This is a genomic window from Lacihabitans soyangensis (genome assembly GCF_024343775.1).
Lineage (GTDB): Bacteria > Bacteroidota > Bacteroidia > Cytophagales > Spirosomataceae > Leadbetterella > Leadbetterella soyangensis.
The window spans coordinates 63,941-90,484 of record NZ_RJUF01000002.1 but is presented as its reverse complement, the minus strand read 5'-3'; the positions used below and the strand labels follow the sequence as shown (position 1 = coordinate 90,484).

The window sequence follows — 26,544 nt, the reverse complement described above, 5'->3', positions numbered from 1 at the left end:
CGTATCCGAAAGTGATATTTCTCACAAAGTTTAGTTTCGATTTGTGCCAATTTTGTTGAAAATTTAAATCAAATATAATTATGGGGTTCTTTAGCAGTTTATTCGGCGGAGGTAGCAGTGTGGATGTAAAAAGTACAATAGAAAATGGAGCGATTATAATAGATGTAAGAACCCCTGAGGAGTTTTCTGGTGGTCATGTAAAAGGCTCGGTAAATATTCCTTTGGATAGAATTCAAGGTAATATTGCCAAAATAAAGGCTTACAAAAAGCCCATTGTGGTTTGTTGTGCTTCAGGTATGAGAAGCTCAAATGCCAAAAGGGTACTTACAAAAAACGGCCTCGAGGAAGTGTATGACGGCGGTAGTTGGATGTCAATCAATAGATGATGTCATTGATTTTGAAAATAAAAAAGGAGTCAAATTGAAAAAAAACTTTCAATAGACTCAATTTTTAGAAACTAGGTTTCTTGGTATTGATGAACTGTAATTCCCCACAAAGTTAGAGTAAACAGTATTTGAATTAAATTTTATTTGCGAAAATTCGCTAATTTGAGATAGGTAATTGACAGATGTCAAGTATTAGTTATCTAAATAATCCCAAAAAGGTATTTTAGAATCGATTTACAAACACAAAGAGTTGGGGGTTGTTTAGTACTCAAATTAATTCTCTAATTCAATTTTATTCTCATTTTGAATGATTACTCGAATATTGTCCTTAATTTTCACATTCCAATATTCAACCCTTCTAACATTTATTAATTCAAAAAATCAATCAACAGAACTCCAATATTTTGCTGCCCAAGCTATCCAAGTACTCCAGTTTGGTCCAGTGCTGTGGCCTCCTGCATGCTGCCTGTAGGCGATTTCACCTGAAACTAGTGGTGTTCCTAATTGAGGGGAAATATTTGTTTCGAGGTCTTTTTTTTCAAACAAACGATAAACTGGACCAGCTTCGGCAGCACCAATAAACATACCTTTGGCGTCTATCCAATTGCCTTCTACTTGTGGTGAGCCTGCACTTATAAATATCGGTCGAGGAGCACACAAGGCCACCAATTGATGAGCATCAACAGGTAAATCGTCTGGAGTTTTGGTGCTTGCATATTTTATAAAACTTCCTGAAAACCAGTGGTATTCCTCTGAGCCAGCCAAGTTCTCCACTTGCTCATCAAATACCCTTCGAAGAATCTTTACGCCTCCTGCACCTGATGAGCCAATAAATCCAAGTGAAATTCTTGGCTCAAAAGCCATGGCCACCACTGCGGCTTTACCATACCTCGACAAACCCTCAATCGCAACACGCTTTGCATCAACATCTTTATCGGTTTCGAAATAGTCGATGGCTCTACTGGCTCCCCAAGCCCATGCTCTTAAGGCTCCCCAATCATTTGGTTTTCTGTTAGTACCTTTGTTTACCATGCCAATTATTCCTTTGGTAAGACCCGCCCTATTGTCTGCTTGAATACTCGATGGCTCGAAAATGGCATAAGCCCAACCCCTGGTAATCAGCTGTTCTTGCCATGTTGGTTCGCCCGCAGAGCCCAAACCAATGGCCTTAATAGGGCCAGGGCTAAAAGGATTTTTAATAAAGCCAAACTCTAAAACTACCGGAACAGACTTATTAATATTCGCAGGGGTAGCCAAGAGTAGGTTGATTTCAACCTTAAGGGAGGGATAGGCAGAATTATCCACAATTCCTTTTAATAGTTTTTCTTTTATGGCTTGATTGCCAATTGTTGTGTCTTTTACAGATACCACTTGCCAGGTTACATTTGGGATATTTGAAGGTAATTTTCCATAAATTTCGTTTTCAAAATCGGCGACAATTTCTGGTCTGCGTAACTGATTCCATTCTTGTACAGTTTTTACCTTTTTGCCATTTTTGAGTACCAAAGGGTCTGGTAGAGTATATTTATTAACCTTATCCTCCGAACTATTGGCAACATTTGGATCTTTGGGGTTGCCAGAAGGGCCTCTTCGAACTTGTGAACGATCAATATTCAACTGCGTCAGCATGTTGTTGTAGTCGGCTTCGGTGAGTTTGTTGATACTATCTCTCTGGGCAGGACTTAGCCCAAATTAGGCAGATACAACTTTAGAACTGAGAAAAAGTATTAGAATTATTTTAATAGTTTTCATTTTCAGGGTTTGGTTGAATATTGTTTTTCGTTGAAACGGAACGCAGATGACGTGGATGTTTCATCGGTGATAAACGCAGATTTACTTTTTTAGAGCTTTCAAATGTTCCGCCACATTCAGCATGGTATCCACATAAATATCTTTTTCGTTTTCTTTTAGATAGTGTATTAGTTGACTGTGAGCTTCTTTAGAGACATTTAGGCCGTGTTCACCGCCCACGCCGTGAAACAAAAATACTAGCAGTTTGCCTGATTGCTGGGCTTGTTTTACAAGTGAAATCATCTCGTCACCCGTTTTATTTTCCATGCTGTAGCAATCGATATCCATCAGTTTTTGTTCTTCAAAACTTTGCATTTCATGTCTAACGGCTCTGGCAGCCACGAATTCATCTGAAAGCGATTGAATAAACTCACCTTCTGCTACTTTTTTATGACCACAGGTAAAGGCAAAAGTCCGTTTGCTTTTGCCATCAATGGCTTTTAAAAATGCATTACACATCTTTATTTCCGATTGAATCTGGCTCATGGAATATTTACTCAAATCATACTCAGGCTTTACCCAGGACATACCCGGCCCTGTAGCATCGCACGGGTGATAAACTGTATGATTTCCCAGTTCATGGCCATTAATAGCGGCCTTTCTCCAGTCATTTATGCGGTTTCTAGAAGCATCAGAAGAGGATGTCAGGTAGAATGTCCCTTTCAAACTCAACGAATCTAAGGCAGGAATCACATTGTCGAGATGAACATTCAGAGCATCGTCATAAGTCAATACTACTGCAGTTTTTTTGCCCATCCAGGGTTTTGAAGGGTCTAAATCTTGTCCATCTGTTCGAAATGGTGAAGCTGGTAGACCTTCGGTGTTGTAGAAATTTACGTTTGGATTATCCGACCAAGCATATCTGACATACAAAGGTTTGCTTATTTCTAGATTAGAAACAATAATTTGATTTCCATCGATTTTTGCGTCAGCCCAAACAAATCTTTTATCTGAGCCTGCTATTGAAAATTCTCGAAGAGGTCCATTATCAATGCTTTTTAAGCCACCTCCAATGTGTTCAAAACTCAGTGCTATTTTATTGCCTATAACTTGGGCTGATTTGAAAATAGGACCCGATGCAACTAAATCTTCTTTATAAATGTGTTTTCTGGCCAATAATGCCAATCTATCACCCACATCTTTTTTGTTGTCAGGGTGAATATCGTTCCATTCTCCAAGGTCTATTCCTACTGCCATGGCGGTATTAGGCATGGTTGAGGCTTTTAGTTGTGCTTCACGAAGTGCTGCCCATTGACTTTCCGAAGGCGAATAGTTGGCATCCATGAAGTTGGGTAACTGAACAAATAAAAACGGCAACTCACCTTGGTTCCATTGTTTTCTCCAGTCTCTGATCTGAGCCCTTTGAAGGTCAGCATATTCTTGCGGTCGGCCAGCATTGCTTTCACCTTGGTACCACACAAAACCTTTGATAGTGTACTTGGTTGCGGGTGCAACCATGGCATTGAACAAAGAAGTCGGCTGATTTTGAGAATAAAAGCTCGGAAAAAATTCATTAGAAGGTGAAAAAGCCTCTCCAACTTTATATTGCCAAGTTCCAGCGAGGTTCAGTGTGTCATTTCCAGCAATTAAACTATAAGGTTTGTCAGGTACAAAACCGCCCTTGCCGCTGTTATTGGTTACTTTTACCACAATAGTATTTTTGCCGGCCTTTAATATATCATTAGGAATTGGATATCTCCTTTGCGGATACATATAGCCCGTTTGACCAATTTTCTTACCATTGACATAGATGGCATCAGCATCAACTATTCTACCCAAAAAAATCTTCGAGGGTTTATTGAGTATAGACACCGGTAGATTTATCTCTTTTCTGTACCAAACTACGCCATCCAGATCTTTGATGCCTTGGTCCTCCCAAAAACCAGGAACGGTTATTGGTTTCCAACCTTTGGGCTGATAATTAGGCTCAAACCATTTCGGAGATTCCAACTCACCTTTGTCTTTCGAGATTACTTGAGGTCTTTTTATTCTCGAGAAGGAATTCACATAAGCGGTGTCTTTGTTTTTTTGAATGGTTTCGGTCATTTTGGAAAAATCTTTTAGCCCATCCTCACTAGTCCATGCCTCTATGGGCGTGCCGCCCACGCTTGCATTGATTATACCAATTGGCACTTGATGTTTTTCGTAAATATTTTTGGCGAAAAAATAAGCAACCGCCGAAAACTGGCGGACGTTTTCAGGATTGCAAACCTTCCAACTGGCATTTACAAAATCATCTTTTGGCTCGGTTAAGCTGGTACTTGTAGGAATCCAAAACTGGCGAATGTTAGCGTTGTTTGCCTCTGCGATTTCTTTGGCATAAAGAACATGATGCAGTTCCATTTGGTGAACCATGTTGCTCTGGCCCGAACAAAAATACACATCACCAAAGGCAACGTTATTGATTTTTATCTCATTTTTGCCTTTTAAAATAATTTCAAATCCCGTTCCAGAAGGCTGAGCAGGCAAAGTCAATTCCCACTTTCCGGACTCCCAGGCGATGGTTTTAAAGGTTTTCTTGTTCAGAGTCAGACTAACTTTCTCCTTTGGACTTGCCCAACCCCAAATTTTAATGGGCGTGTCACGCTGCAGAATCATATTATCGGAGATTAGTTTTGGTAGTCTGATTTGAGCATCAATTTTTAAATAATTGATAAAAAAAAGGAGGAAAACTAACTTAAATAATTTCATTTTTTTTGGTTGAATATATGTGTTTATTATAACCACATAGGTCACATAGAATTACTTTTTTTATATTTTTCACATAGCCACATAGGAAAAAATCTAAGATTCTATGTAGAATTCTCCATTGTGTTCTATGTGTTTATTTTTTTACCACATAGCTCACATAGTTTTACTTTTTTTATATTTTTCACATAGTTACATAGAACTATAGCTTATGATTCTATGTGGTATTTTCTACTGTTTTCTATGTGGTTAAATAATTTTCTGCAAGATAAATTCACGTTCTTTTTTATAGGAGCGTTTTTCGATGCTGCAAGAGCAAACACATTTGAGGTTTTAGATTTTCTATTTTAACTTTTTAGGTACTTGTAAAACAGCCTCCAAAGCAGGCTTACCTTGTTTATTTCTATCCCAAAGCAATGGATAATTCGTCCTGTTCGGGATCGGATAATCGTTTTTCCAGTTCATTCCGTCATGAACACCCCAAAGTGTTACTCGGTCAATCTTGTCTTTTCTTTTGTAAAAAATACCTAAAAGTTCTGCATATCTATCAGCCAAAGCTTTCTGGACAGATGGTGGTAGACCTTTTTGGTAAGGGTCTAAAAACTCCTTGAATTCTTCGTTTTGAAACTGCTTCTCTGACATTCCTTGGCCAATAATTTGGCCTTCTTTGGTAAGTGGCAATACATCCACATCAAGTTCAGTAATCATCACCTTCACACCGAGGGCTGCGTAGGCATCAATTGCTTGTTCAATGTAGGTAGTTTTTGGATAATTTAATCCCCAATGGCCTTGTATTCCTATTCCGTCTATTTTTATACCCGCGGCTTGCAACATTTTCACCATTCGTACTATTCCGTCACGTTTTGTGGGTCTCCAAGCATTAAAATCATTGTAGTATAATTCAGTATTTGGGGCATATTGAGCGGTGTAATTGAAAGCTAATTTCACAAATTCGTCACCACTTCCTATACCTTTGACCCATTTGGTTTGGCGGTAATTTCCGTCGTCATCTATTACTTCGTTTACCACATCCCAGGCATTAACTTTTCCTGCATAATGTCCGGCGATGGCCTTGATGTGGTCGTGAAGGCGTTGAGCAACTTCTTCTTTTGACTTAGGTTTTCCGTTTTCATCTTGAAAAAACCAGTCTGGCGTTTGATTGTGCCAAGCCAAAGTATGTCCAACTATGAACATATTGTTTTTCTTTCCAAAGTCTATGAAGGCGTCTCCTGGTTCAAAATTGAAAACCCCTGGTTTGGGATTAATCAGGGCGGCTTTCATGGAATTTTCAAGCGTAATAGTGTTGAAGTGTTTCAGTACTATTTCTTGAGAACCCTTGTCTTTTCCTGAAACTATCTCATCGTTCACAGCAACGCCCATCTTGAAGGCATCTTTATAGGCTTCTTTTAGGGTGGTTTGGGCTTTTGAAGCTGTAAGGTTCAGTAACAGTATACCTGAAACAATTAGTTTTGCTTTAATACTCTTCATGTACTTTCTTTAAAATTTTAAGGTTTAAAATGATGGTTGAAAATGATTATTGAAATTTATGTCAACAAGTTTAAAAAGGTTTTTTAAATGGTTTGAATAATGCCATTTGATGATAATACGAAGTTTATCCAAAAAAAAACTGGAAAAGAATAAACCAGCCATACACCTAAAAATCGTCTGAAAACCAAATTCTAAATTTGTGAGGTGCAATATACTAATTTTTGTTTTAGCCACATTTCCAAGTTTACTAACCTTTTTTTTGTGTCATCGTTTCGGTAAAGTGATTCACAATTTTTTTTTAAGCAATTCATCGAATTTATTTTTCAATCCTAATCTTTTGAGAAAGACGAGCTTCACAAAATTAAGGTTTTATCATTTTTTTTGGATTTTTCGGGAAATCACCATTTTTATGTAAGTTTAACTTTGTTTTTTAACCGACAAAACTATTTTTGTAAAATAAAAAGAACCTGAATGAAAAGAGTGAATTTGTCCTCCGGTGCGAAGTGGGAAAGTATTGTAGGTTATAGCAGAGCAGTAAAAATTGGTGATACGATAGAAGTTAGCGGAACGGTTTCCACCGACCACAGTGGGGAAATAGTTGGAGAAGGTGACGAATATCTACAAACTAGATTCATACTCATGAAGCTCGAAAACACCCTAGGTCAGCTTGGTGCTAAACTTGAGAATGTAGTCAGAACTCGTATTTACTGCACAAATATCAAAAACTGGGAGAAAATAGGGAAGGCTCACGGTGAGGTTTTTGGTGAAATAAGACCCGTCACAAGCATGATTGAAGTTTCAAACCTTATTGATGATAAATACTTGGTAGAAATTGAAGCCACAGCCGTTCTTTAATCCACCAAGTCGTTTTTTATGGCAAATGCCACCAGTTTGGCAGTGTTGTTTACACCGAGTTTTTCCATGATTCTGAGTCGGTGACCTTCAACCGTTCTTGGGCTGATACACATCTTGTCACCAATTTCAGTGGTGGTTAGGCCCTCACAGATATGTTTCAAAACTTCTAATTCTCTGGTGGAAAGGTCTGTTTTATAGTTGAAGATTTTGTTAGAAGTTTGTGTGCTCTTGTTCATTTTGCGTAGCATTACCCGGCTCACAAAATCCGAAAAATATACTCCTGAATCTTGTACTTTCTTGATGGCTAAACTCACTTCATCTGTATCGGTGTCTTTGAGTAGATATCCGTTGGCTCCAATTTCCATCAAATGCAGAATAAACTGGTCCTCATCATGCATCGACAGTATGATGATTTTGATGTCCTCGTTGTTTTCTCGTAACAGTTTGGTAGTTGCGATACCATCTAGCTCGGGCATTTGAATGTCTAAGAGTACCACTTCTACCTCACTCAGCAATGGGTGATCCAGAAATTCTCGACCATTTACTGCATCAAAAAGTACTTCAAAGTCTTCGTTTTGCTGGAGTATTGACATCAAACCTTTTCTGAAAAGTTTGTGGTCATCTACCAGGGCTATTTTAATTTTTTTCATGGCAATCACTTATTTCTATCTCAAATCTCGCACCTTTTTCTGGATTTAAAATTTTTAAGCTTCCATTGATGATAGAAAGTCTACTTTCAATGTTTCTAATGCCCAAGCCAGTACTTGGGTTGCTAAGTACGTCTTCTTTTATAAATCCTATTCCGTTGTCGGCAAAAATCAAATTTAAGGTTTTGTTTTCAAAATTAATAATCAGGTCTATTTTGGTGGCTTCCGAATGCTTCATGGCATTGTTGGACAGTTCCTGAATAACTCTGAAAACAGACAGCTCAACCTTGGGGGTGAATCGTGTTTTTTCAGAAATATTTTTGTGCAAAAACTTAAACTCGATATCAGAATTCTTTTCGATTTTTCGGAAGAATTCGTCAATGGCATGAATTAGCCCAAAGTTTTCGAGGGTTTGTGGCACCAAATCCTTCGAGATACTTCTGACCAGTCCAATAGATTCGTCAATGAGTTCTTTGTTATTGTTTACTAGTTTTTTGATGGACTCGTCGTCCACCTCTTTTTTTACCAATTGGTTATTGCCCATTTTAAGAACCGAGAGCAAAGCTCCAACTTCGTCGTGCAAATCCTTGGCCAATCGTCTTCGTTCAATCTCTTGAACTTCCATAGAGTTCTCGAGTAGTTTTTTCTGAAAATCGAGTTCAATAGCTTGTCTCTCTTCGTTTTGTGTTATTTCTAGTTTAAACTGTTTTCGCTGATAATAAACCACAAAAACGATGAAGGACAATATGAAAAAAATTAATATTGCTGTTCCGAAAATCAAATATGTTTCAATCGAAAACTTCATTTTGTGTTGATTTGTGCGTTATTTTTTAAATTCCAGAAACCTATTGCAAATAGGACGAACATAACAGAGGTTAGATATTCCAGAATACTTCGAAATAGAAAATATGTTTGAGTTTTAATTTCTGTTGTTATAGAAAATTGGAAAAAGAAATAAATCAATAATGTACTAAAACAATAAAAAAGTACTCCAGTATTAAACCAAAAAAAAGGGTATGTTAACAAGTCTTTAATTTTGGGGTAGTTGATTAACCTTACAAAATACCAAACTGAAACACTTCCTAGTAAGAAACCATACACCCAAGTATACTGCCCTTTTTTGATTAATCCGAAAATCTGCAAGATTAAACCTAAGGTCATAACAAACAAAAAGGAAAAGAGTATGTACTTGTCAGATTTTTTGGTAGTACCAATGAAGTAAACCAACAACAAACAAGTGTAAATACCAAAAGTCCTTGTATAGACGTAAGTTAAGTTGTGAATATCTAAAGCTGTAGTTACCCATAGCGGGATATCACTAACAATGAATATAATTATAAAAAATAGGATAAATTTGGATGATTTGGTAGAATATTTTCTACGATAAATTCCTACCCCTAAAGGTAAAATTGGAATTAGACTACCAACAGCATATTCAGGATATTTTATTCCGATTCTTATAATTTCGTCTAAGATTTCTTTTAATTGCATACATTCGGACAATCTGGTCCATTTGATAAATAAGGTCTATTTGGGTCTTTTAATCCCGTTGAATCCATTGCTAGGTTTTTGAGGTTTTCATCTGCTCCAATTAACACCAGATTGGGAGTTTTTTCATCTTCTAAACCAAATATAATTTTTATACCTACACAATCTTCATTTTTTAATATCTGTAAAAGGTGGTCTTTTCCAAAAAACTGCGAACGCACGGGATTATCTTCTTTGAAGGCTCTTTTCCTAAACTCCAAGTGCTTTGTTTGTTTAGCTACTGCCTCTGCCAGGGTTATGAATTCACCCGAAGTTGAACTTACTTTTGCTTTGTTACCTTTTGTTTCCATGTTGAAAAATTTTTGTTTTGTGATTAGTAAATCTAAACCTAAATAAATATTTTTCCAAATACTTAAAACGAATATACGTTTGTAGTTGTCTTGAAATCAATTTGTTATGAAATACACAAAACCTAAATCACGTAAAAACCCCTGATAAAAAAAGTAAATATACTTAATGTGAAAGTTTCTATCTATCTAAAATTGATTGTTAAATTTTGAGCCTGAAATACAATTTCTGTTATTTGCATATAATTCGAATGAAACTAAGAAGTGCCTAAGCATAATATTTCTTTGCCTCAAGCCTCTTTTTGGAAATAATAATCAGATGAAAAAATACGAAGGTAATATTGTTAACATTTTTGACAATTCTATATTTTTTGGTGAAATATCGGTTTTTGAAGGCCGTATTTTTAATATCGTAAGAACCAAGGACGAAATGCCCGATGCTCCGTATTTTCTTCCGGGTTTTGTGGATGCCCATGTGCATATTGAAAGTTCAATGCTGGCACCAAGTCAATTTGGTAAAATGGCGGTTGTACATGGCACGGTGGGTACGGTTTCTGATCCACACGAAATTGCCAATGTACTCGGAACCAAAGGAGTAGAGTTCATGATAGAAAATGGTGAAAAAATTCCCTTTAAATTTTGCTTTGGGGCACCTTCTTGCGTTCCGGCCACTGAATTTGAAACCTCGGGTGCCATAGTTTCTGTAGAAGATATTGAATATCTAATGGCTCATCCCAAAATAGGCTACCTGGCTGAAATGATGAATTTTCCGGGGGTTATTTACGAAAATGAAGAGGTTTTGGAGAAATTGGCCATAGCGAAAAAATATCATAAGCCTATTGATGGACATGCTCCGGGACTCAGAGGAGAGCAAGCTCAAAAGTATTTTTCTTTTGGAATAAGTACTGATCACGAGTGTTTTAGCTTCGATGAGGCCAAAGAAAAATTGGAAATGGGAGTAAAGGTGCTAATCAGAGAAGGAAGTGCAGCCAAGAATTTTAACGACTTGATTTCGCTAGCCAACGAATATTCATCTCAAATGATGTTTTGTTCAGATGATAAACATCCTGATGATCTGGTAGAAGGACATATTAATCTACTCGTCAAGCGGGCTGTAGAAAGTGGAGTTGATGTATTCAAAGCACTCCGTATGGCTTCGCTCAATCCTGTTAGGCATTATGATCTTAACGTTGGTTTGTTACGTGAAGGTGAGCCAGCAGACTTTATTGAGGTAAATAATTTGCTAGACTTCAAGGTGATTTCCACCTACATTGACGGTAACTTGGTCGCCAGTAAAGGTGCCTCATTGATACCAGATGTTAAGGCCGAAAAAGTCAATAATTTTAATACAAAAGCCATCAACCCGGAAGATTTAATTCTGGAGATTCCAAAGGATGCTAAGTTTATAAAAACTATCAAAGTAAATGATGGTCAGTTGATTACAGATTCCTTTTTGTTTGAATTAACACAGCGAGACACCACATTTTTGATACAAAACGATATTTTGAAATTGGTGGTTTATAACCGCTATAAAGACTCAAAACCAATGGTGGCTTTTATTAATGGTTTCAGACTCAAAAATGGAGCGATTGCTTCTTCGGTAGCACATGATTCTCACAATATTATTGCAGTAGGTACTAGCGACGAGGATATCGCGGAGGCCATTAATCTCATAGTTAGGGAAAAAGGTGGAATTTCGGTAGTTGCAGATAAGAAGATGGGTGTTTTGCCTTTGCCGATTGCTGGACTTATGAGCGACAAAGATGGTTACGAAGTGGCAAAGGATTATACGCAGATTGATGAATTTACTAAAACGCAACTTAACTGTCTACTCAAGTCGCCGTTTATGAGTCTTTCGTTTATGGCACTGTTGGTGATTCCTTCCCTTAAGTTATCCGACAAGGGACTTTTTGATGGAAATACATTTAAGTTTACTTCGATTTTTGAATAAAAAAATAGACCCAGCTTTTGGCTGAGTCTATTTCCTATCTTATTTACTATTAATTCCTTCCACTTCCTCCAACTGCACCAGCCTCATTTTGGCGGGCCTCCTGCATTGGATTTGGCATAGATCTTTGACTTTGTTGTTTCATAAGCTGAAACTTGGTTGGTTTCTCAGGCTCTTTTGGATAAACATTGTCCGAAGAATCGATGTCAGGAAGCTCAAAGTAGGGGTCAAGTTTAAACTTCGCCACTTTTTTGTTTGTAGTTATGGTTTTCTTGATTTCTTTGTTGTTCAGTCTCCATATTTCGGCTGGGAATCTGAAATCCTCAGTGGTACCGTCTTCGTATTGGGCCTGCACTATCAATGGCATTACCAAACCGCCTTTGTTTTTGATTTTCAATACATAAAATTGCTTTTTGTCTTCAATCCACTTTCTTTCCTCAGGGCTTAAAGACTCTAGGTATTTTTGGTATTTGGCTTTGTCACTTTCGGTTACTTTAAGTGGGTCATAGTTGTTGTAGAAGTCTTTCATAGAAGGGTCTGCTTCCACAACAGACTGAGGAATATCCTTCTCATTTCTCATGTTGCTCAAAGTTTTTTTCTTGGCTTCGGCTGTTTGCTTGGCCAAAGCCTTTGTTTCTTCTGGATTTTGGGTATCTACCTGCAACCATTCAACTTCTGCAATACCTTGGTCCAAAGCGTCTACACTATAAAACCAACCTTTCCAAAACCAATCCAAATCAACCGCCGAGGCATCTTCCATAGTTCTGAAAAAATCAGCTGGAGTAGGATGTTTAAAGGCCCACCGACGTGCATATTCTTTGAAAGCATAGTCAAAAAGCTCTCTGCCCATAACGGTTTCACGCAAAATGTTCAATCCTGTGGCAGGTTTTGAGTAAGCATTTGGCCCGAAAGTGCCAGGGAGAATATTATCGCTACTCGACATGATAGAATTTTGTTTGCTACCGTCAAGTTTCATGTAAGGTACAATGTGCTGTGGTTCAATACCATCCGCTGGAAAATCTCTGTCCCACTCTCTACAAACAATTCCTTCCAAGAAACTATTAAGTCCCTCGTCCATCCACGACCATTGTCTTTCGTCTGAGTTTACTATCATCGGGAAGAAATTATGACCTACTTCATGAATAATTACCAATATCAAGAAGTTTTTTGTGTCCTCCGAATACGTTCCATCCGCTTGCGGGCGTGCTCCGTTGAAGCTCATCATCGGATATTCCATACCACCCACTGGTCCATGAACAGAATAGGCTACCGGATAAGGATATGGAATGGTTCTTTTCGAATATTGCGTCAATGTATGTGCTACAAGTCTAGTAGAGTATTGTCCCCAAAGTGGATTTCCTTCTATTGGATACAAAGACATGGCCCACACTTTTTTGCCTTCCACATCTACTTTCATAGCGTCCCAAATGAATTTTCGAGAAGCTGCAAATGCGAAATCTCTAACATTTTTGGCCGCATAAACCCAAGTTTTTTTACCTGTTGGTTTATTTTTTTCAGCTACTTCAGCTTCGCTTTGATTTACGATCAAAACTGGTGTCGAGGCATTTTCAGCCTGAGCCAATCTCGAAATTTGTGTTGCCGTCAATACCTCTTTTTGGTTTTGTAGCTCACCGGTGGCTCCAACCACCATGTCGTTTGGAACGGTAATGGCCACTTTGTAATCGCCAAATACCAAGGCAAACTCACCTTGTCCCAAAAATTGTTTGTTTTGCCAACCAGTTACATCATCGTAAACGCACATGCGAGGAAACCACTGTGCCATTTCATAAAGATAGTTTCCATCTTTCTCGAAATACTCGTAGCCACTTCTTGCTCTTTGGGCGTTGGCATCTACGATATTAAAACTCCAGTCCACATTAAATACAAAATTTTGACCTTTGAGCAAAGGAGTGGGCAGGTCTACACGCATCATGGTTCCGTTGATGGTGTATTTGAGTTTATTGCCGAGTTTATCCGTAACTTTTTGAATCAGATAACCATATTCCTTATCTGTTTTGTCTGACAGACTTCTCAGTGCAGCTCCACTTGAGCCTCTCTCGTGACTGATAGAAGTTTGACGGGTGGTTCGGGCATCAGACTTTTCATTGAAATTGTTTTGATCAAGCTGTAACCACAAGTACGTCAAGGCATCTGGTGAGGCATTGTAATAGGTGATTTTTTCGGAGGCTGTAATTTTCTGATTGTCGTCGTCTAGCTCTACTTTAATGTCATAGTCTGCCTTCTGTTGCCAATACTCTTTACCAGGAGCTCCGCTGGCCGTCCTGTAAGTATTTGGAGTGGGTAGGCTTGTACCCATTTGTTCGAAAACCGTGTTGGCGTTATAGTTTGTAGTTTGTTGAGCGTGAGCCCAAATTCCTATCAAAAGGAAAAGAAGCGTTTTTTTCATATATGAAGGTTTAAAAATTAAAATATCCATTTGTCGATGATCAGATTGATGGTAATTCCTGCCACCATGGCTGATACAATCAGGTTTAACTCTCTCTTTTTGATATTGAGCAAGTTTATAAAAATATAATTCAACAGCATAAAGATAAAAACAATAATCAATTGACCGATTTCTAAGCCAATATTAAATGCAAACAATTCGCTTACGATGCTGGTACTTTGTCCGAGCAGGCTTTTGAGATAATTAGAAAAGCCAAGACCGTGTATCAGTCCAAAAAACATTGTGAAGAAGTATTTCAGATAGGGTTTCTGTTTTTTAATAAAAATGGACTCAGGCGTTTTCTCAAAAAAATTGCTAAAACTGGTTATAAAAATGGTGCAGGGAATCAGGAATTCAATAATGGCCGAGTCAATGTTCACGATTTTCAACACTGAAAGTGCCAAGGTGATAGAATGCCCAATGGTAAAAAATGTTACTATCCAAAGAATTTGCTTCCACTCTGCTAAACTATATACCGCACAAAGGGCCACTATAAACAGCATGTGGTCATAGCCAGCAAAGTCGGTAATGTGCTCATAACCAAGCTTGAAGTAAGTAAAAAAGTCAATCATTTGATTAGGGTTATATATTAGGGTTTAAAGAAATGCACCAAGACAAATGCCTCCAACAATAATAAGATAGCTGGGTATTTTTTCAGAATACAAAAGACCAAGGGTTATTAAAACCGTAATGATATTGACTGGATTATAGATCATCGGCTGGAACAAGGAAACCGCTGCGGCCAAAGTCAAACCCGTTGATGTAGCATTTATTCCCTCCAAAGATGCCCTTATTCCTCTGAATTGCTTGAGTTGTTCCCAGAACCGGATTACAAAGAAAATCATGAATATTCCTGGAAGAAAAATACCCACCGAGGCAACAAGAGATCCTAATATTTGGCCACTCATGCCCCAGCTTCTCATCGAAAGTGAACCTACATAGGAAGCAATCGAAAATGTCGGTCCTGGAACCATTTCGGCCAAGGCAATACCTGATAAAAATTCATCGGCAGTCAAATAATTTTTAAACTCAACAAACTCATTAAATAACAATGGTTTAAGTATGTGGCCGCCACCAAATGCAAAGCTGCCGTTGCGGTAAAAGTTTTCAAATAATCTTACGGGCAAAGATTTGGTAAGTGTTCCCACGAAAATAACTAAGGCAAAAACTCCGGCCCAGAGTATAAAATTTGACCATTGAATTCTTATAGGTTTTCGCTCCATTTTGGCTTGTTTTCTGTACTTTGAAGAAGCCACTAAACCACCGAAAAGAATCAAGAATGGTGTTAAATAGGGCGACCTAAACATAAAACCCAAAATGGCCGCCAAAATCATAAGCCAAATGGAGGTTTTAGTTGTAATTACTTTTCTGCCAATGACATAAGCCGCAAAAAATATAAAAGCAACTCCCATGGGTTTGATAAATTGGGTGAGCCTGATCAGTGTACCTTTTTCGAAAAATGAAATACCGAGGGCGGTAATGCCCATAAAAACGGTAGCCGGCAAAATCCAAATGAGCAAGGTAAGATAAGAAAGTTTAGCTCCACCTAATTTGAATCCGATAGCCGTGATAGTTTGTGTGGAGGTTGGCCCAGGTAGTAGTTGGCACAAGGCCTGCATTTCCATTAGTTCTTCCTCAGTAACGTTGCGGTGTTGTAAAACCAAGCGTTTGATAAACATAGCCAGATGTGCCTGTGGCCCACCGAAACAGGTCAAAGAAAGAACTAAAACATCCTTTAAAAATATTATGTATCTAATTTTTTTTGTCTCCAAAATAAAATATTTGACGGCCAAATACCGAAAATAATGATTTACAAAGGGGCCTTAGCAGCTAAAAAAATGCCAGCAGGTGCCGAAACTCCTGCTGGTAAGATTATTTATGCAGTTTTGAGATTTTTTTCGACTTTATCCCAATTCACAATATTCCAGAAAGCCTTGATATAATCGGCTCTCTTGTTCTGATATTTCAGATAATAGGCATGTTCCCAAACATCTAAGCCCAATATAGGTGTTCCTTTTACCTCGGCTATGTCCATTAAGGGGTTGTCTTGGTTAGGTGTAGAGCTTATCTTTAGTTTGTTGTCCTGCAGAATCAACCAAGCCCAACCCGAGCCAAATCTACTCGTTGCGGCTGCGTTAAAGTCAGCTTGCATTTTTTCTAAACTACCAAAATCACGGTTTATCATGGCCATCAAGGTATCTGAAGGAGTAGTAGCTTTTGGTGAAAGAATCTCCCAGAAAAACGAATGGTTCCAGTGTCCCCCGCCGTTGTTTCTGACAGCAACAGACGACTTACTGATGTTTTTAACAATATCTATCAGCGGTGTAAACTCGTTTGGAGTTCCCGCCACGGCTTTGTTTAGGTTAGTTACATAGGCTTGATGATGCTTACTGTGGTGAATTTCCATAGTTTGAGCATCTATGAATGGCTCCAAGGCATTATAGGCATAAGGCAAATTGGGCAATGAAAATGCATCTGCTGTATTGAAAAAATTAGTGCTGGTGTTGGCCATCGCTTTGGTGCCCATAAACCCAAGAAACAATGAAGAAACAAAATCTTTCCTTGTCATGATTGTTGTATTAATATAATTGAGACCTCAATTTAAAGAAAATATGGAAACGAAGCAGAAAATTTGTCTTGAAAGTTTTTCTTAATCGATTAATCGGATATGTTCTTTTTGGTCTGAAAGTAAAGTTTTCTGGTAAAGTTGTAAGACATCTTTATTGTCTGACGACTTATCGCTATGGGCTTATGAGGCTTTCATCAATATAAAGCACAATCCACGTAATCTGATTTGGAATTCTTTTAGTACGTATTTTCAGGTCATAAAAATTCTAGTCTTGATACATACACCAAAAGTTCAGTTTGTTTTCTACAACAGAAACCATTACTCGGTTCTAAAGCGGTATTAAAGGAATTGATTATTAGAGTAGCTTTTGTTTTTTCAGTTCGATTAAAAGTATCAAAGAACCCAAAGTCAGAAAGGACTCAATTGTTAACCACGTTAAAATAAATGTACTTGGTTGTCCTTCCATCAAAATACTGTAAAGTCGTCCAATAACAAAACCACCTCCATAGAGTGAAGCTAAAATTAACGCTTCTTTTTGCATTTTGAATGCTCCATAAATTAGAAATAATGCAAAAGTTAAATTAACTCCACCATAAAATGCTCTTGTTGAATTTCTTGCACTTGTATTCTCAAGTTTGACAGAAACAAAATCCATCACAGTTTGCGGATTTATAAAGGCTTGAACGGCAACATTTAAAAAAGCCAAGCCAACTATTACTAAAAATACTTTAGCGACAATACTAATTTTGCTCATTGATATTGATATTTAATTTTCTGCAAAACTAGAAACTTGGCATTTAAAAAATATTGATTGAAATCAAGACTTTTTAAGTCTGCTTAATGTTTCAGGTGTCATTCGTAAATAGGCTGCAATGTATTTGTTTGGAATATGTTGGAATAATTCTGGATGTCTTTTTTGAAGTCGTTGATAGCGTTCTTCTGGCGATGTTGTCAATATATCTATTTCTCTCTCTACAAGGTCAAGTAAAATCAATTCTGTTCTTGTTCGCCAATATTTTGCTATTGTCAAATTGGAGTCAAGAACCTTGTAGAAATCCGTTTTATTAATTCCAAACAATTGACTTGATTTTATTGCTTGAATATGAAAATTTGAAGGTTGTTCAGTGAAAAATGAGGGCAAGTCGAAGATAAAAGTGTTTTTGTAACCAAAACCAACTATTATTTCTTGATCTTTCAAATCATAACAAATCTTCAAAGTTCCACTTTCTATGAAGTATATATTATTTTCTGTTTTACCTTTTTGGTAGAGTAGTTCATGTCTATTAAGGTTTTTTTTAATTGTCCAAAGTTCGGAGAAACTGTCCAATTCACTTTCCGTCAGTCCGTTTATTTCAGTCCGTAATTTAGCTTTTAGTAAACGTGGGGTCGTCATGAAATTTTCAAGAAGGTTATATTTTCAAAACTCCACTCTACTCAAAATGCTCCTACCGAGTGTTATTTCGTCAGTATATTCCAAGTCACCGCCGATAGGAATTCCACGGGCTATTGTACTGATTTTAACAGACAGGTCTTTGAGTTTTTTTCTAATATAAAAGGCCGTAGTGTCACCTTCCATGGTTGGGCTGAGGGCCAGAATAATTTCTTTTATCTCTGGATTGGACTGGATTCTTAACAATAAGCTCTCGATGTTTAGGTCTTGAGGCCCAATGCCTTGAATAGGGGAGATGATTCCGCCCAAAACATGGTATTTGCCTTGAAACTGACTTGTATTTTCTATAGCCAACACATCTTTGGAGTCTTGTACTACGGCCAAAATGCTCGAATCTCTTCGATGCGAACCACAAATCTGACAAATTTCGGCATCAGATATGTTGTGACAAGCTACGCAATACGTTGTTTTTTCTACCAGATTAATTAATGAATTGCTGAGATTATGGGTCTGAGTTTTCTCGGATTTGAGCAAATGTAAAGCTAACCTCAGTGCCGATTTCTTGCCTATGCCGGGTAGCTTGGCAATCTCATTTACAGCGTCTTCTATTAATTTTGAGGGGTAGTTCAATCTTATTTATGTTTATCGAAGTAAAATTTCGGCAGATATTCCTCTTTGGCAAATGGCGTTCCTGATAGGCTTTAATTCATCAAAGTCTCCATTTTTTACCGAGCATTTGCCTTTAAAATGAATAATGAGCGTGCATTGTTCGGCTTGCTCTTGCGAGTGCTTGCAAACATCAATTAGCGTGTCTATCACATGGTCAAAAGTATTGACTTCGTCGTTGAAAACAACAATGGAATACAACTTTACATCGTCAACCACTACTTCGTCTTCAATCAAAACCTCTACGTCTGTCTGGGGTGCAAACTTCATATTACGGTACCTTATGATTTTTTTACAAATTTATCAGGTTTTTGAAAAACTTGAAGCTAAAGATTCATAAATATTTGAGTATTCTTTGCTCTTCAAATCAAAATCATTCATTAAAGGCAATTTTAGGAGCAGTTATTTCGGGTAGTTTACTTCAATAATTATTTTTCAAGATAAATGATTGAGGGATTGGAACAAAAAAATAATTCGGTATGGAATTGTAAAATCCAATTCCTATTATTGTACACCCAAAAATTACTAATTCCTTGAAAACTAGATTTTGGTTTAAAAGTATCATTCTTTTATTGCACACGTTATTCTATTTTAGACCTTTAGCAGAGTGCCAACCAGTAATTATTCTTGACGGATCAAATTCGGTCAGTTCAAAAAAATTTGGTATTTTGCCCGACAATGGCTATAATTTCGAGCAAATTCTTAAAAATAAAAGCTTGAAATACAAATTCACAGATACATTAGAGAGTGATATTTCAGACGCATATTGGATTATGGTTAGGGTATTTAACCCTTCGGCCTATTCAGAAAAGTATTATGTAGAATTCTTGCCTATGCTCGATAATACCCTTTACTATTTCAATAAAAATGACCAAAAATGGGTTGAAAGTAGAAATGGATTGTTGGTAAATAATAATAAAAGAAACGTTTGGCTTTTGCCTTGTACTCTTCCCTCAAAAGACACCACCACCTTTTACATAAGGTCTGATATCAAAGCTTTGCGAACGACTAAATTCCCAATAATAGCCACCGTTTGGCTCGAAAAAGAGAGTTTTGTAAATGACAATGAAAACTTTATTTCGTTAGCCACTTGGGTTACAGTTTCCGTTTTTATTTTGTTTTTGCTCTATAATTCCTACATCTTCTTCATTTTTAAAGATAAAACTTTTTTATATTATTTGGTTACTCAAATAGGTAGTCTAATTTATATTCTGGGGGATCAGTCTTATTTCAATGTTTTGTTTCCGTTTAGGTTTTGTGTGGCCGAAATGAACGCAGAAACATATATCTTGTTTAACGGAATAAATGATGCAATGGTTGAATTTGCTACTGCCATTATACTGGTTGGATATTGGCAGATAACCCGAGTTTATTTAGAATTACCTAAGTTTCTGCCAAAACATGATAAGGCGTTAAAATATTTAGTTACGGGATTCGTTTTATCTGCCCTTTTCTACATTATTTTAATTTTCTCCAAATTTATTGACCAAGACAAAATAAACTACCTGGTGCCTAATTTTTTTATTATCGGTACGGTTTTAATGATTTTGTATGTGGCCACATTGAGCTTTGTACGAAAACACAAAATGGCAAGGTATTTTTTGGTAGCCAATGGAATTTCTATAACCTTGATTTTTGGAAGTAGTATTTATTATCTATTTATCGATGTAGTTAGAACTACAGATCATGCTATTATTGCCAAAATTGTGGTGGTTACCCAAGCCTTATTTCTGGCTATCGCATTGGTTCAAAGGGTTTTGTTAATACGTGAAGATCTGAAAGAAAAACAATTAGAAGCACAAGAATTGGCTTTTCAAAATTCATTGCAAAAGACTCAAAACGAATTGCTACAAGAAAAACTAGAGGCCAACCAGCGTGAATTGGCATCAAATGCCCTATATCTTTCTCAAAAAAACGAAATGCTTTTAGATTTGAAATCAAATATACTGACTTTGAGTAAAAAACTACCTGACACTGCAATCGAAGAAATAAAAAACATTAAGTCCGTTATCCAAAACAACATGTATTTAGATAGAGACTGGGAGCGTTTTCGAATACACTTTGAGCAAGTGCATCCTGATTTCTTCAAAAGTCTACTTAAAGAGAATCCAACATTGACGCAAAACGAGATTCGCCTTTGTGCTTATTTTCACCTCAATCTTTCTACCAAAGAAATTGCAGCCATGTTAAACATTGATCCTGCAAGTGTACGTAAGGCCAAAATGAGATTAAAAAAGAAGATTGGGTCATAGGCTAAAACCGTTCTTTTTTTATTAGCAATTATTAAGATCTAATTTCTTTTAAGTTGAACTTTATAAATCTTTCGACTTGTCTACACTTTGTCCATGTTTGCTACTAGGAATTTGAGTACTCAGACTATTTTTTTGTGAAAGTTTTATGTCAATAATCTATTCAAAAAATATGAATTCTTTTTTAAAAAGTAGAAAAACACTTATAGCTACATTATTTTCAATTTTTCTTAATTTTAACTGCTTCGGCGTTAGCCATGTTCCAGATTGTGGATGTCATGTGAATTCAAGTCGTATATCAAGTACAGTACTAACTTCATCGAAAAGACTCCAAACCTATGATGTGAGTGCCCTAAATCTAAACAAAAATTTAGAACAAAAATCCGTGCAACAAACCAATTCTGCCATTTCTATAAGCCTTGCAGACTTTAATGCCATTTCGGCTGTGGGTAATACCTGGCTTTTATATAAAACCGACAGTGAATCTTTTAGTATGAATATAGGTACGGCAAATAGTTCAACGCCACAAACATGGACACTTCCAGCCAATTTATATACGTATTTTATTGGTGCTGGTCGAAGCGACTTTATCGCTCCAAGTAGTGTACCTGCTGGTTTAGGTATTGTAGGTGCCAATAAGGTTATGGTCACTAAATATTTTGACTTCAACGATCGACCAATGGATGTATATGGTCATTATTTTATAGATGGTGATGGAATTGACCAACTAGGTACTAGCTACGATCTTGAATTTGGTGAGGATGATACATTTGATGAACCCAACTATGAATATTCTGATGTACCACTTGACTTGGGAGATGTATTCGTATCAACTATAGAAGAAAAAGATTATGAGACAAATTTATCACTCACTAGATATGTACAAACCATAACCGCCGATGCATTTGGTACCATATCTACGCCTGATGGTGTGCTAAACTGTTTGAGATTAAGCATTGTAAATCAACGCTACACAAGAACTACAGAAAGTAATCCATTTACCCTGCAATCTACCACCAATCAAATTACCTTTATGACGCGTGAAGGGGTCTATTTTACAGGAACAGTATCTGCTACCGGTGGAACTGTGACCGTCAGCAAATTCCAATATCGAGAAATTATTCCTACTGCACTATTATCCGAAGGAAACGACGTAAAACTCAATAATGACAGCAAAGGCGTAACCATAAATACTGACAATGACACCGCTCATCCTTCTGCCATTCTAGATATCAAAGATAACAATTTAGGAATTTTGATTCCTCGTATAGCAGAAGCAAACCGCCCAAGCTCTCCTGCCACTGGGCTTTTGATTTATCAGATTGACAATACCTCAGGTTTTTATTATTATGATGGCACTACTTGGCAAAGACTAGGTTCTACACCAACAACATCAGCTCGTATTTCTGCCGAATCTACAACTCCAACTACTACCAGCATAATAAAACAAAGTGGTTTTGCGAATCTTAAAAAAGGTGTGGCTTTTATAAAATTTAATAGGAAAGTTGACAATCCTGAAGACTTGATCATCAATCTACAAATGGAAGGTGAAGGAAAAGGATTGTTTGTATCCAAGAAAACACCTGAAGGTTTTGAAGTAAGAGAGGTAAATAAAGGCAAGTCAAATGCTCGCTTTAGTTATGTTTTTGATATAAAATAATGACTGAAAGAATACTCAAATATTCTTGGATACTTAGCGGATTGCTATTGGGTCTCTCATATCCTGGCTATGATCGTTTTAAATCGTGTATATTGGCATGGTTTGGTTCCTTCTCCTATTTTATAAGTTAAATTATATAAATCTTTCGACTTGTCCACACTTTGTCCTTACTGATTTTTAGGAATTTATGTACCCTTGATATTTGTTTGTAAAAATTTTAAGCCCATAATCTATTCAAATATTATGAAAACATACTTTAAAATTAGGAAATCAATTCTAGTTGGATTTTTTATACTGTTCATGAACTTTACCTCATATGCTGGTGCAGTTTTAAATAGCGGCGGTGCTAATTCTAGAATTGCATCAAATTCTACGCTATCTCAATCAAAAAGGCTCCAGACTTTTGATGTAAGCTCCTTAAATTTAAAGCAAACTACAGAGCAAAAATCCGTGCAACAGACCAATTCTGCCATTTCTATAAGCCTTGCGGATTTTAATGCTATTTCGGCTGTGGGTAATACTTGGCTTTTATATGAAACCAACAGTAAATCTTTTAGTATGAATATAGGTACGGCAAATAGTTCAACGCCACAAACATGGACACTTCCAGCCAATTTGTATACGTATTTTGTTGGTGCTGGTCGAAGCGACTTTATCGCTCCAAGTAGTGTACCTGCTGGTTTAGGTATTGTAGGTGCCAATAAGGTTATGGTCACTAAATATTTTGACTTCAACGATCGACTTATGGATGTATATGATCACTATTTTATTGATGGTGATGGAATTGACCAACTAGGCACTAGCTACGACCTTGAATTTGGTGAGGATGATACATTTGATGAACCCAACTATGAATATTCTGATGTACCACTAGACTTGGGAGATGTATTCGTATCAACTATAGAAGAAGAAGATTATGAGACAAATTTATCACTCACTAGATATGTACAAACCATAACCGCCGATGCATTCGGTACCATATCTACGCCTGATGGTGTGCTAAACTGTTTGAGATTAAGCATTGTAAATCAACGCTACACCAGAACTACAGAAAGTAATCCATTTACCCTGCAATCTACCACCAATCAAATTACCTTTATGACGCGTGAAGGAGTGTATTTTACAGGAACAGTATCTGCTACCAGTGGAACTGTGACCGTCAGCAAATTCCAATATCGAGAAATTATTCCTACCGCACTATTATCCGAAGGAAACGACGTAAAACTCAATAATGACAGCAAAGGCGTAACTATAAATACTGACAACGACACCGCTGATCCATCTGCCATTTTAGATGTAAAAAGTGAAAATATGGGCGTTTTGATTCCTCGCATTGCAAAGGCCAATCGTCCTGCCTCTCCAGCTGAAGGGTTGTTGATTTATCAGGTTGATGAAACTCCTGGGTTTTATTATTTTGATGGAAGTGGCTGGCGGATAATGGGATCAAGCCCTTCTGCAAGAATCTCTGCCGAATCTACAACTCCAACTACTACCAGCATAATAAAACAAAGTGGTTTTGCGAATCTTAAAAAAGGTGTGGCTTTTATAAAATTTAATAGGAAAGTTGACAATCCTGAAGACTTGATCATCAATCTACAAATGGAAGGTGAAGGAAAAGGGTTATTTGTATCTAAGAAAACACCTGAAGGTTTTGAAGTTAAAGAAATGAATAAAGGGAAGTCAAATGCTCGCTTTAGTTATGTTTTTGATATAAAATAATGACCAAAATTTTAATAAAATATTCTTGGATACTCAGCGGAATTCTATTAGGCTTGTCATATCCTAGCTATCATCCAATTCCATCGGGTATTTTGGCTTGGATTGCATTCGTTCCTTTTTTGCTCGAAAACCAAAAAAGTAATGCTTTTAAAATATATCTTGTGAAGGCAAGTTTACTCTGCATTATTACCATGTCGGTAGAGGCTTGGTGGGTAAATCTATATAGTTTTTCAGCATTTTTGATCTGTGTATTTTCTCAGTTTTTGTTTTTGTTAGCACCATTATGTGGTTTTTATTATTCGAAAAAAAGATTCGGTTGGAGAAAAGCTCTGCTGCTACTTCCATTTTTATGGACACTTTTAGATTTCCTGGCCCACCAAGTACCGCATAGTTTACAAATCTACATGTTGCCCTACACACAGGCAAATAACACTTGGCTGGTTCAGTTTGCAGATCTTACAGGAATGTGGGGCATTAGTTTTTGGGTGGTAATGATGAACAGTTTATTAGCACTAGCTTTAGCAAATAGGAAAGTTAAAAACTTTGCTTATCTATTTATTTGGCTGTTAGTTCCGCTTTTGTATTCTTTTTACGTGGTTTCTTTAAATCCAAAAAGCGTTCTGAGTTCATCAAACAAAAAGACAAAAGTAAGTTTGATTCAAACTAACATTGACAGCTACCATCAAGATAGTTTGACGGCCCAAAAAACATTTGATCAAATCGTAAGCTTATCAGATTCAGCTGTAAAAAATACCCAGCCAGATTTATTGCTTTTGCCCGAGACGGCATTTCCGCTTTCGCTTTTTCAAGATTCGGTATTATTGGACTTTACAAAAAAATCTATTGCAGCTTGGCAAACCTCGGTGGCTATCGGTTATGCGGAGTACCCCGATATTAGTAATAAGGCTGTTTTTAGAAACAATGCATTGGTTTTTACACCACAATTGGCCATGTTTTGGGACTCATTAAAAATTAAATCCAGCGATGTAAAAGTATATCAAAAACAATACGGTTTGCCGTTTGTAGAGCTCATGCCTTATTTTGAAAAAACACCTACGCTTAGAGGTTCGGCAATGGAAAGAGGCAAAGAACCTTTAGTTTTTGATTATAAAAATTTTGATAATGAAAACTTTAAAGTGGCCTTAAGTATTTGTTGGGAGCAAATGCACCCTGAAAAAATAGCCACTTTAGTCATGCAAAATGCCGAATTTATAGCCCTGATGAACAACGATGCTTGGTTTGGCAAAACTGCAGGAGCCAAGCAATTGTTGAGCTTTACACGCTTAAGAGCCATCGAAAACCGTAGAACCATAGCTAGATGTTCAAATGGTGGCATTTCTTGTTTTATTGATCCATTCGGTAAAATCTATGGTAAAATCCCTTGGTTCACTACTGAATATAGTACCCAAGAAGTTCTGTGCAATACAAAAAAAAGCTTTTATACCAAGCACCCAAGGTTCTTTCTTGGATGTGTTTTGGTCTCGTTAATACTTTTAATTTTTTATTTCGAATTATTTAAGAAAAATAAAACCGTTTAAAATCATGAAAAAAACATTCCTTTATTCCGTATTACTGTTGATTAGTTTGCAATCATTTGGGCAAAGTGCCAGCTATTTTGGCAGATACGCTGGTGGAGTAGGTTTGAATCAAAACTCTTTAGAACGAGCTTCGGCCTTAGGTTATAATGCGAAAGTTTCTGTTGATGATGGCCTTGTGTTGGGAGATACCGCTCTTGTGAAAGTCGGTATTGGCCTTTCGAATCCGAGATATCGCCTCGACGTAAAAGGTGTTTTTAACATGCGTACCGCCTATAATTCTCCTGCATTCAAAATCAACGACCGCAACTTCCTTGAACTAGACGAAAAAGGCTTGTTTGTGTTGAATTCCTTTAAGATGAAATATGAAAACGAAAATCAGTGGTCGGATAAGGTTTTTGACAAGACTTACAAGCTCATGCCATTGCAAGAGGTATCAAAATTCATCAACGAAAACAAACATTTACCAAATGTTCCTTCGGCTCAAGAAGTGGTAAAAAATGGCGTTTCTATAGATGAAATGGTTTCTAAATTGCTCGAAAAAGTGGAGGAGCTGACGCTCTATACCATACAGCAACAAAAGGAAATTGAGGAATTGAAGAAGAAATTTGGTAATTGATAATTTTAGAAGGGAAGATAAATTTCGAAAGTTTATCTCCCATTCTCACTTAT

22 protein-coding genes are annotated in these 26,544 nt (G+C 37.0%); 8 read left to right on the top strand and 14 right to left on the bottom strand.

What is annotated here, in order from left to right:
- Positions 1 to 80 precede the first annotated feature (80 nt).
- Positions 81 to 386 (top strand): rhodanese-like domain-containing protein, encoded by a 306-nt coding sequence (locus tag EGI31_RS01530; protein ID WP_255035360.1) that lies wholly within the window; start codon positions 81 to 83, stop codon positions 384 to 386.
- A gap of 381 nt (positions 387 to 767) precedes the next feature.
- Here the strand turns inward: EGI31_RS01530 and EGI31_RS01525 are convergent, their stop codons facing one another.
- The 3 genes from EGI31_RS01525 to EGI31_RS01515 form a co-directional block, all read right to left on the bottom strand.
- The gene (locus EGI31_RS01525) at positions 768 to 2,015 is read right to left on the bottom strand and encodes a glucuronyl esterase domain-containing protein (RefSeq protein ID WP_255035359.1); all 1,248 of its coding nucleotides are present in this window, start codon (positions 2,013 to 2,015) and stop codon (positions 768 to 770) included.
- 204 nt (positions 2,016 to 2,219) lie between these two features.
- A complete protein-coding gene (locus EGI31_RS01520) occupies positions 2,220 to 4,868 on the bottom strand; it encodes a sialate O-acetylesterase (RefSeq protein WP_255035358.1) in 2,649 nt (882 codons plus the stop codon).
- A gap of 339 nt (positions 4,869 to 5,207) precedes the next feature.
- Positions 5,208 to 6,353, bottom strand: a complete 1,146-nt coding sequence (locus EGI31_RS01515) for an endo-1,4-beta-xylanase (protein ID WP_255035357.1) — start codon at positions 6,351 to 6,353, stop codon at positions 5,208 to 5,210.
- A gap of 471 nt (positions 6,354 to 6,824) precedes the next feature.
- On the opposite strand from EGI31_RS01515, the gene EGI31_RS01510 reads away from it, so the two are divergent.
- Complete coding sequence (locus EGI31_RS01510) at positions 6,825 to 7,208, top strand: RidA family protein (protein WP_255035356.1); 384 nt, start codon at positions 6,825 to 6,827, stop codon at positions 7,206 to 7,208.
- Here the strand turns inward: EGI31_RS01510 and EGI31_RS01505 are convergent.
- From EGI31_RS01505 to EGI31_RS01495, 3 genes are all read right to left on the bottom strand, one after another.
- On the bottom strand, positions 7,205 to 7,858 hold the full coding sequence (locus EGI31_RS01505) for a response regulator transcription factor (protein WP_255035354.1): 654 nt from the start codon (positions 7,856 to 7,858) through the stop codon (positions 7,205 to 7,207). The two genes, EGI31_RS01510 and EGI31_RS01505, sit on opposite strands and share 4 nt — an antisense overlap.
- Positions 7,845 to 8,660 carry a sensor histidine kinase gene (locus EGI31_RS01500; RefSeq protein ID WP_255035353.1) on the bottom strand — a complete coding sequence of 272 codons (816 nt, stop codon included), beginning with the start codon at positions 8,658 to 8,660 and terminating at the stop codon, positions 7,845 to 7,847. The genes EGI31_RS01505 and EGI31_RS01500 overlap by 14 nt, the downstream gene beginning before the upstream one ends.
- A 676-nt stretch (positions 8,661 to 9,336) precedes the next feature.
- Positions 9,337 to 9,693 carry a hypothetical protein gene (locus EGI31_RS01495; protein ID WP_255035352.1) on the bottom strand — a complete coding sequence of 119 codons (357 nt, stop codon included), beginning with the start codon at positions 9,691 to 9,693 and terminating at the stop codon, positions 9,337 to 9,339.
- A 316-nt stretch (positions 9,694 to 10,009) separates the two neighbouring features.
- Here EGI31_RS01495 and ade point away from each other — a divergent pair, with 316 nt between their 5' ends.
- Complete coding sequence (gene ade, locus EGI31_RS01490) at positions 10,010 to 11,641, top strand: adenine deaminase (RefSeq protein ID WP_255035351.1); 1,632 nt, start codon at positions 10,010 to 10,012, stop codon at positions 11,639 to 11,641.
- A gap of 49 nt (positions 11,642 to 11,690) precedes the next feature.
- Here the strand turns inward: ade and EGI31_RS01485 are convergent, their stop codons facing one another.
- The 8 genes from EGI31_RS01485 to EGI31_RS01450 form a co-directional block, all read right to left on the bottom strand.
- Positions 11,691 to 14,045: a M1 family metallopeptidase gene (locus EGI31_RS01485; protein WP_255035350.1), complete on the bottom strand. Its 2,355-nt coding sequence runs from the start codon at positions 14,043 to 14,045 to the stop codon at positions 11,691 to 11,693.
- Positions 14,046 to 14,062: 17 nt separating this feature from the next.
- The gene (locus tag EGI31_RS01480) at positions 14,063 to 14,656 is read right to left on the bottom strand and encodes a HupE/UreJ family protein (RefSeq protein ID WP_255035349.1); all 594 of its coding nucleotides are present in this window, start codon (positions 14,654 to 14,656) and stop codon (positions 14,063 to 14,065) included.
- A 24-nt stretch (positions 14,657 to 14,680) separates the two neighbouring features.
- Positions 14,681 to 15,856, bottom strand: coding sequence for a chromate efflux transporter (gene chrA, locus EGI31_RS01475; RefSeq protein WP_262925349.1), 1,176 nt, complete (start codon positions 15,854 to 15,856; stop codon positions 14,681 to 14,683).
- Positions 15,857 to 15,960: 104 nt separating this feature from the next.
- Positions 15,961 to 16,653 carry a superoxide dismutase gene (locus tag EGI31_RS01470; RefSeq protein WP_374760671.1) on the bottom strand — a complete coding sequence of 231 codons (693 nt, stop codon included), beginning with the start codon at positions 16,651 to 16,653 and terminating at the stop codon, positions 15,961 to 15,963.
- 355 nt (positions 16,654 to 17,008) lie between these two features.
- Complete coding sequence (locus tag EGI31_RS01465) at positions 17,009 to 17,407, bottom strand: DUF4345 domain-containing protein (RefSeq protein ID WP_255035348.1); 399 nt, start codon at positions 17,405 to 17,407, stop codon at positions 17,009 to 17,011.
- A gap of 63 nt (positions 17,408 to 17,470) precedes the next feature.
- A complete protein-coding gene (locus EGI31_RS01460; protein ID WP_255035347.1) occupies positions 17,471 to 18,046 on the bottom strand; it encodes a Crp/Fnr family transcriptional regulator in 576 nt (191 codons plus the stop codon).
- A 24-nt stretch (positions 18,047 to 18,070) separates the two neighbouring features.
- Positions 18,071 to 18,673: a recombination mediator RecR gene (gene recR, locus EGI31_RS01455; RefSeq protein ID WP_255035346.1), complete on the bottom strand. Its 603-nt coding sequence runs from the start codon at positions 18,671 to 18,673 to the stop codon at positions 18,071 to 18,073.
- Positions 18,674 to 18,685: 12 nt separating this feature from the next.
- The gene (locus EGI31_RS01450) at positions 18,686 to 18,979 is read right to left on the bottom strand and encodes an ATP-dependent Clp protease adaptor ClpS (RefSeq protein ID WP_255035345.1); all 294 of its coding nucleotides are present in this window, start codon (positions 18,977 to 18,979) and stop codon (positions 18,686 to 18,688) included.
- 263 nt (positions 18,980 to 19,242) lie between these two features.
- Here EGI31_RS01450 and EGI31_RS01445 point away from each other — a divergent pair, with 263 nt between their 5' ends.
- The 5 genes from EGI31_RS01445 (at position 19,243) to EGI31_RS01425 (ending at position 26,491) form a co-directional block, all read left to right on the top strand.
- Positions 19,243 to 20,961 (top strand): 7TM diverse intracellular signaling domain-containing protein, encoded by a 1,719-nt coding sequence (locus EGI31_RS01445; RefSeq protein WP_510186407.1) that lies wholly within the window; start codon positions 19,243 to 19,245, stop codon positions 20,959 to 20,961.
- 169 nt (positions 20,962 to 21,130) lie between these two features.
- On the top strand, positions 21,131 to 22,618 hold the full coding sequence (locus tag EGI31_RS01440) for a phage tail-like protein (protein WP_255035343.1): 1,488 nt from the start codon (positions 21,131 to 21,133) through the stop codon (positions 22,616 to 22,618).
- A gap of 243 nt (positions 22,619 to 22,861) precedes the next feature.
- The gene (locus tag EGI31_RS01435) at positions 22,862 to 24,337 is read left to right on the top strand and encodes a phage tail-like protein (RefSeq protein WP_255035342.1); all 1,476 of its coding nucleotides are present in this window, start codon (positions 22,862 to 22,864) and stop codon (positions 24,335 to 24,337) included.
- A complete protein-coding gene (gene lnt / locus EGI31_RS01430; RefSeq protein WP_255035341.1) occupies positions 24,337 to 25,875 on the top strand; it encodes an apolipoprotein N-acyltransferase in 1,539 nt (512 codons plus the stop codon). Before EGI31_RS01435 ends, lnt begins: the two co-directional genes overlap by 1 nt.
- Before the next feature lie 4 nt (positions 25,876 to 25,879).
- A complete protein-coding gene (locus EGI31_RS01425) occupies positions 25,880 to 26,491 on the top strand; it encodes a hypothetical protein (RefSeq protein WP_255035340.1) in 612 nt (203 codons plus the stop codon).
- Positions 26,492 to 26,544: the final 53 nt, after the last annotated feature.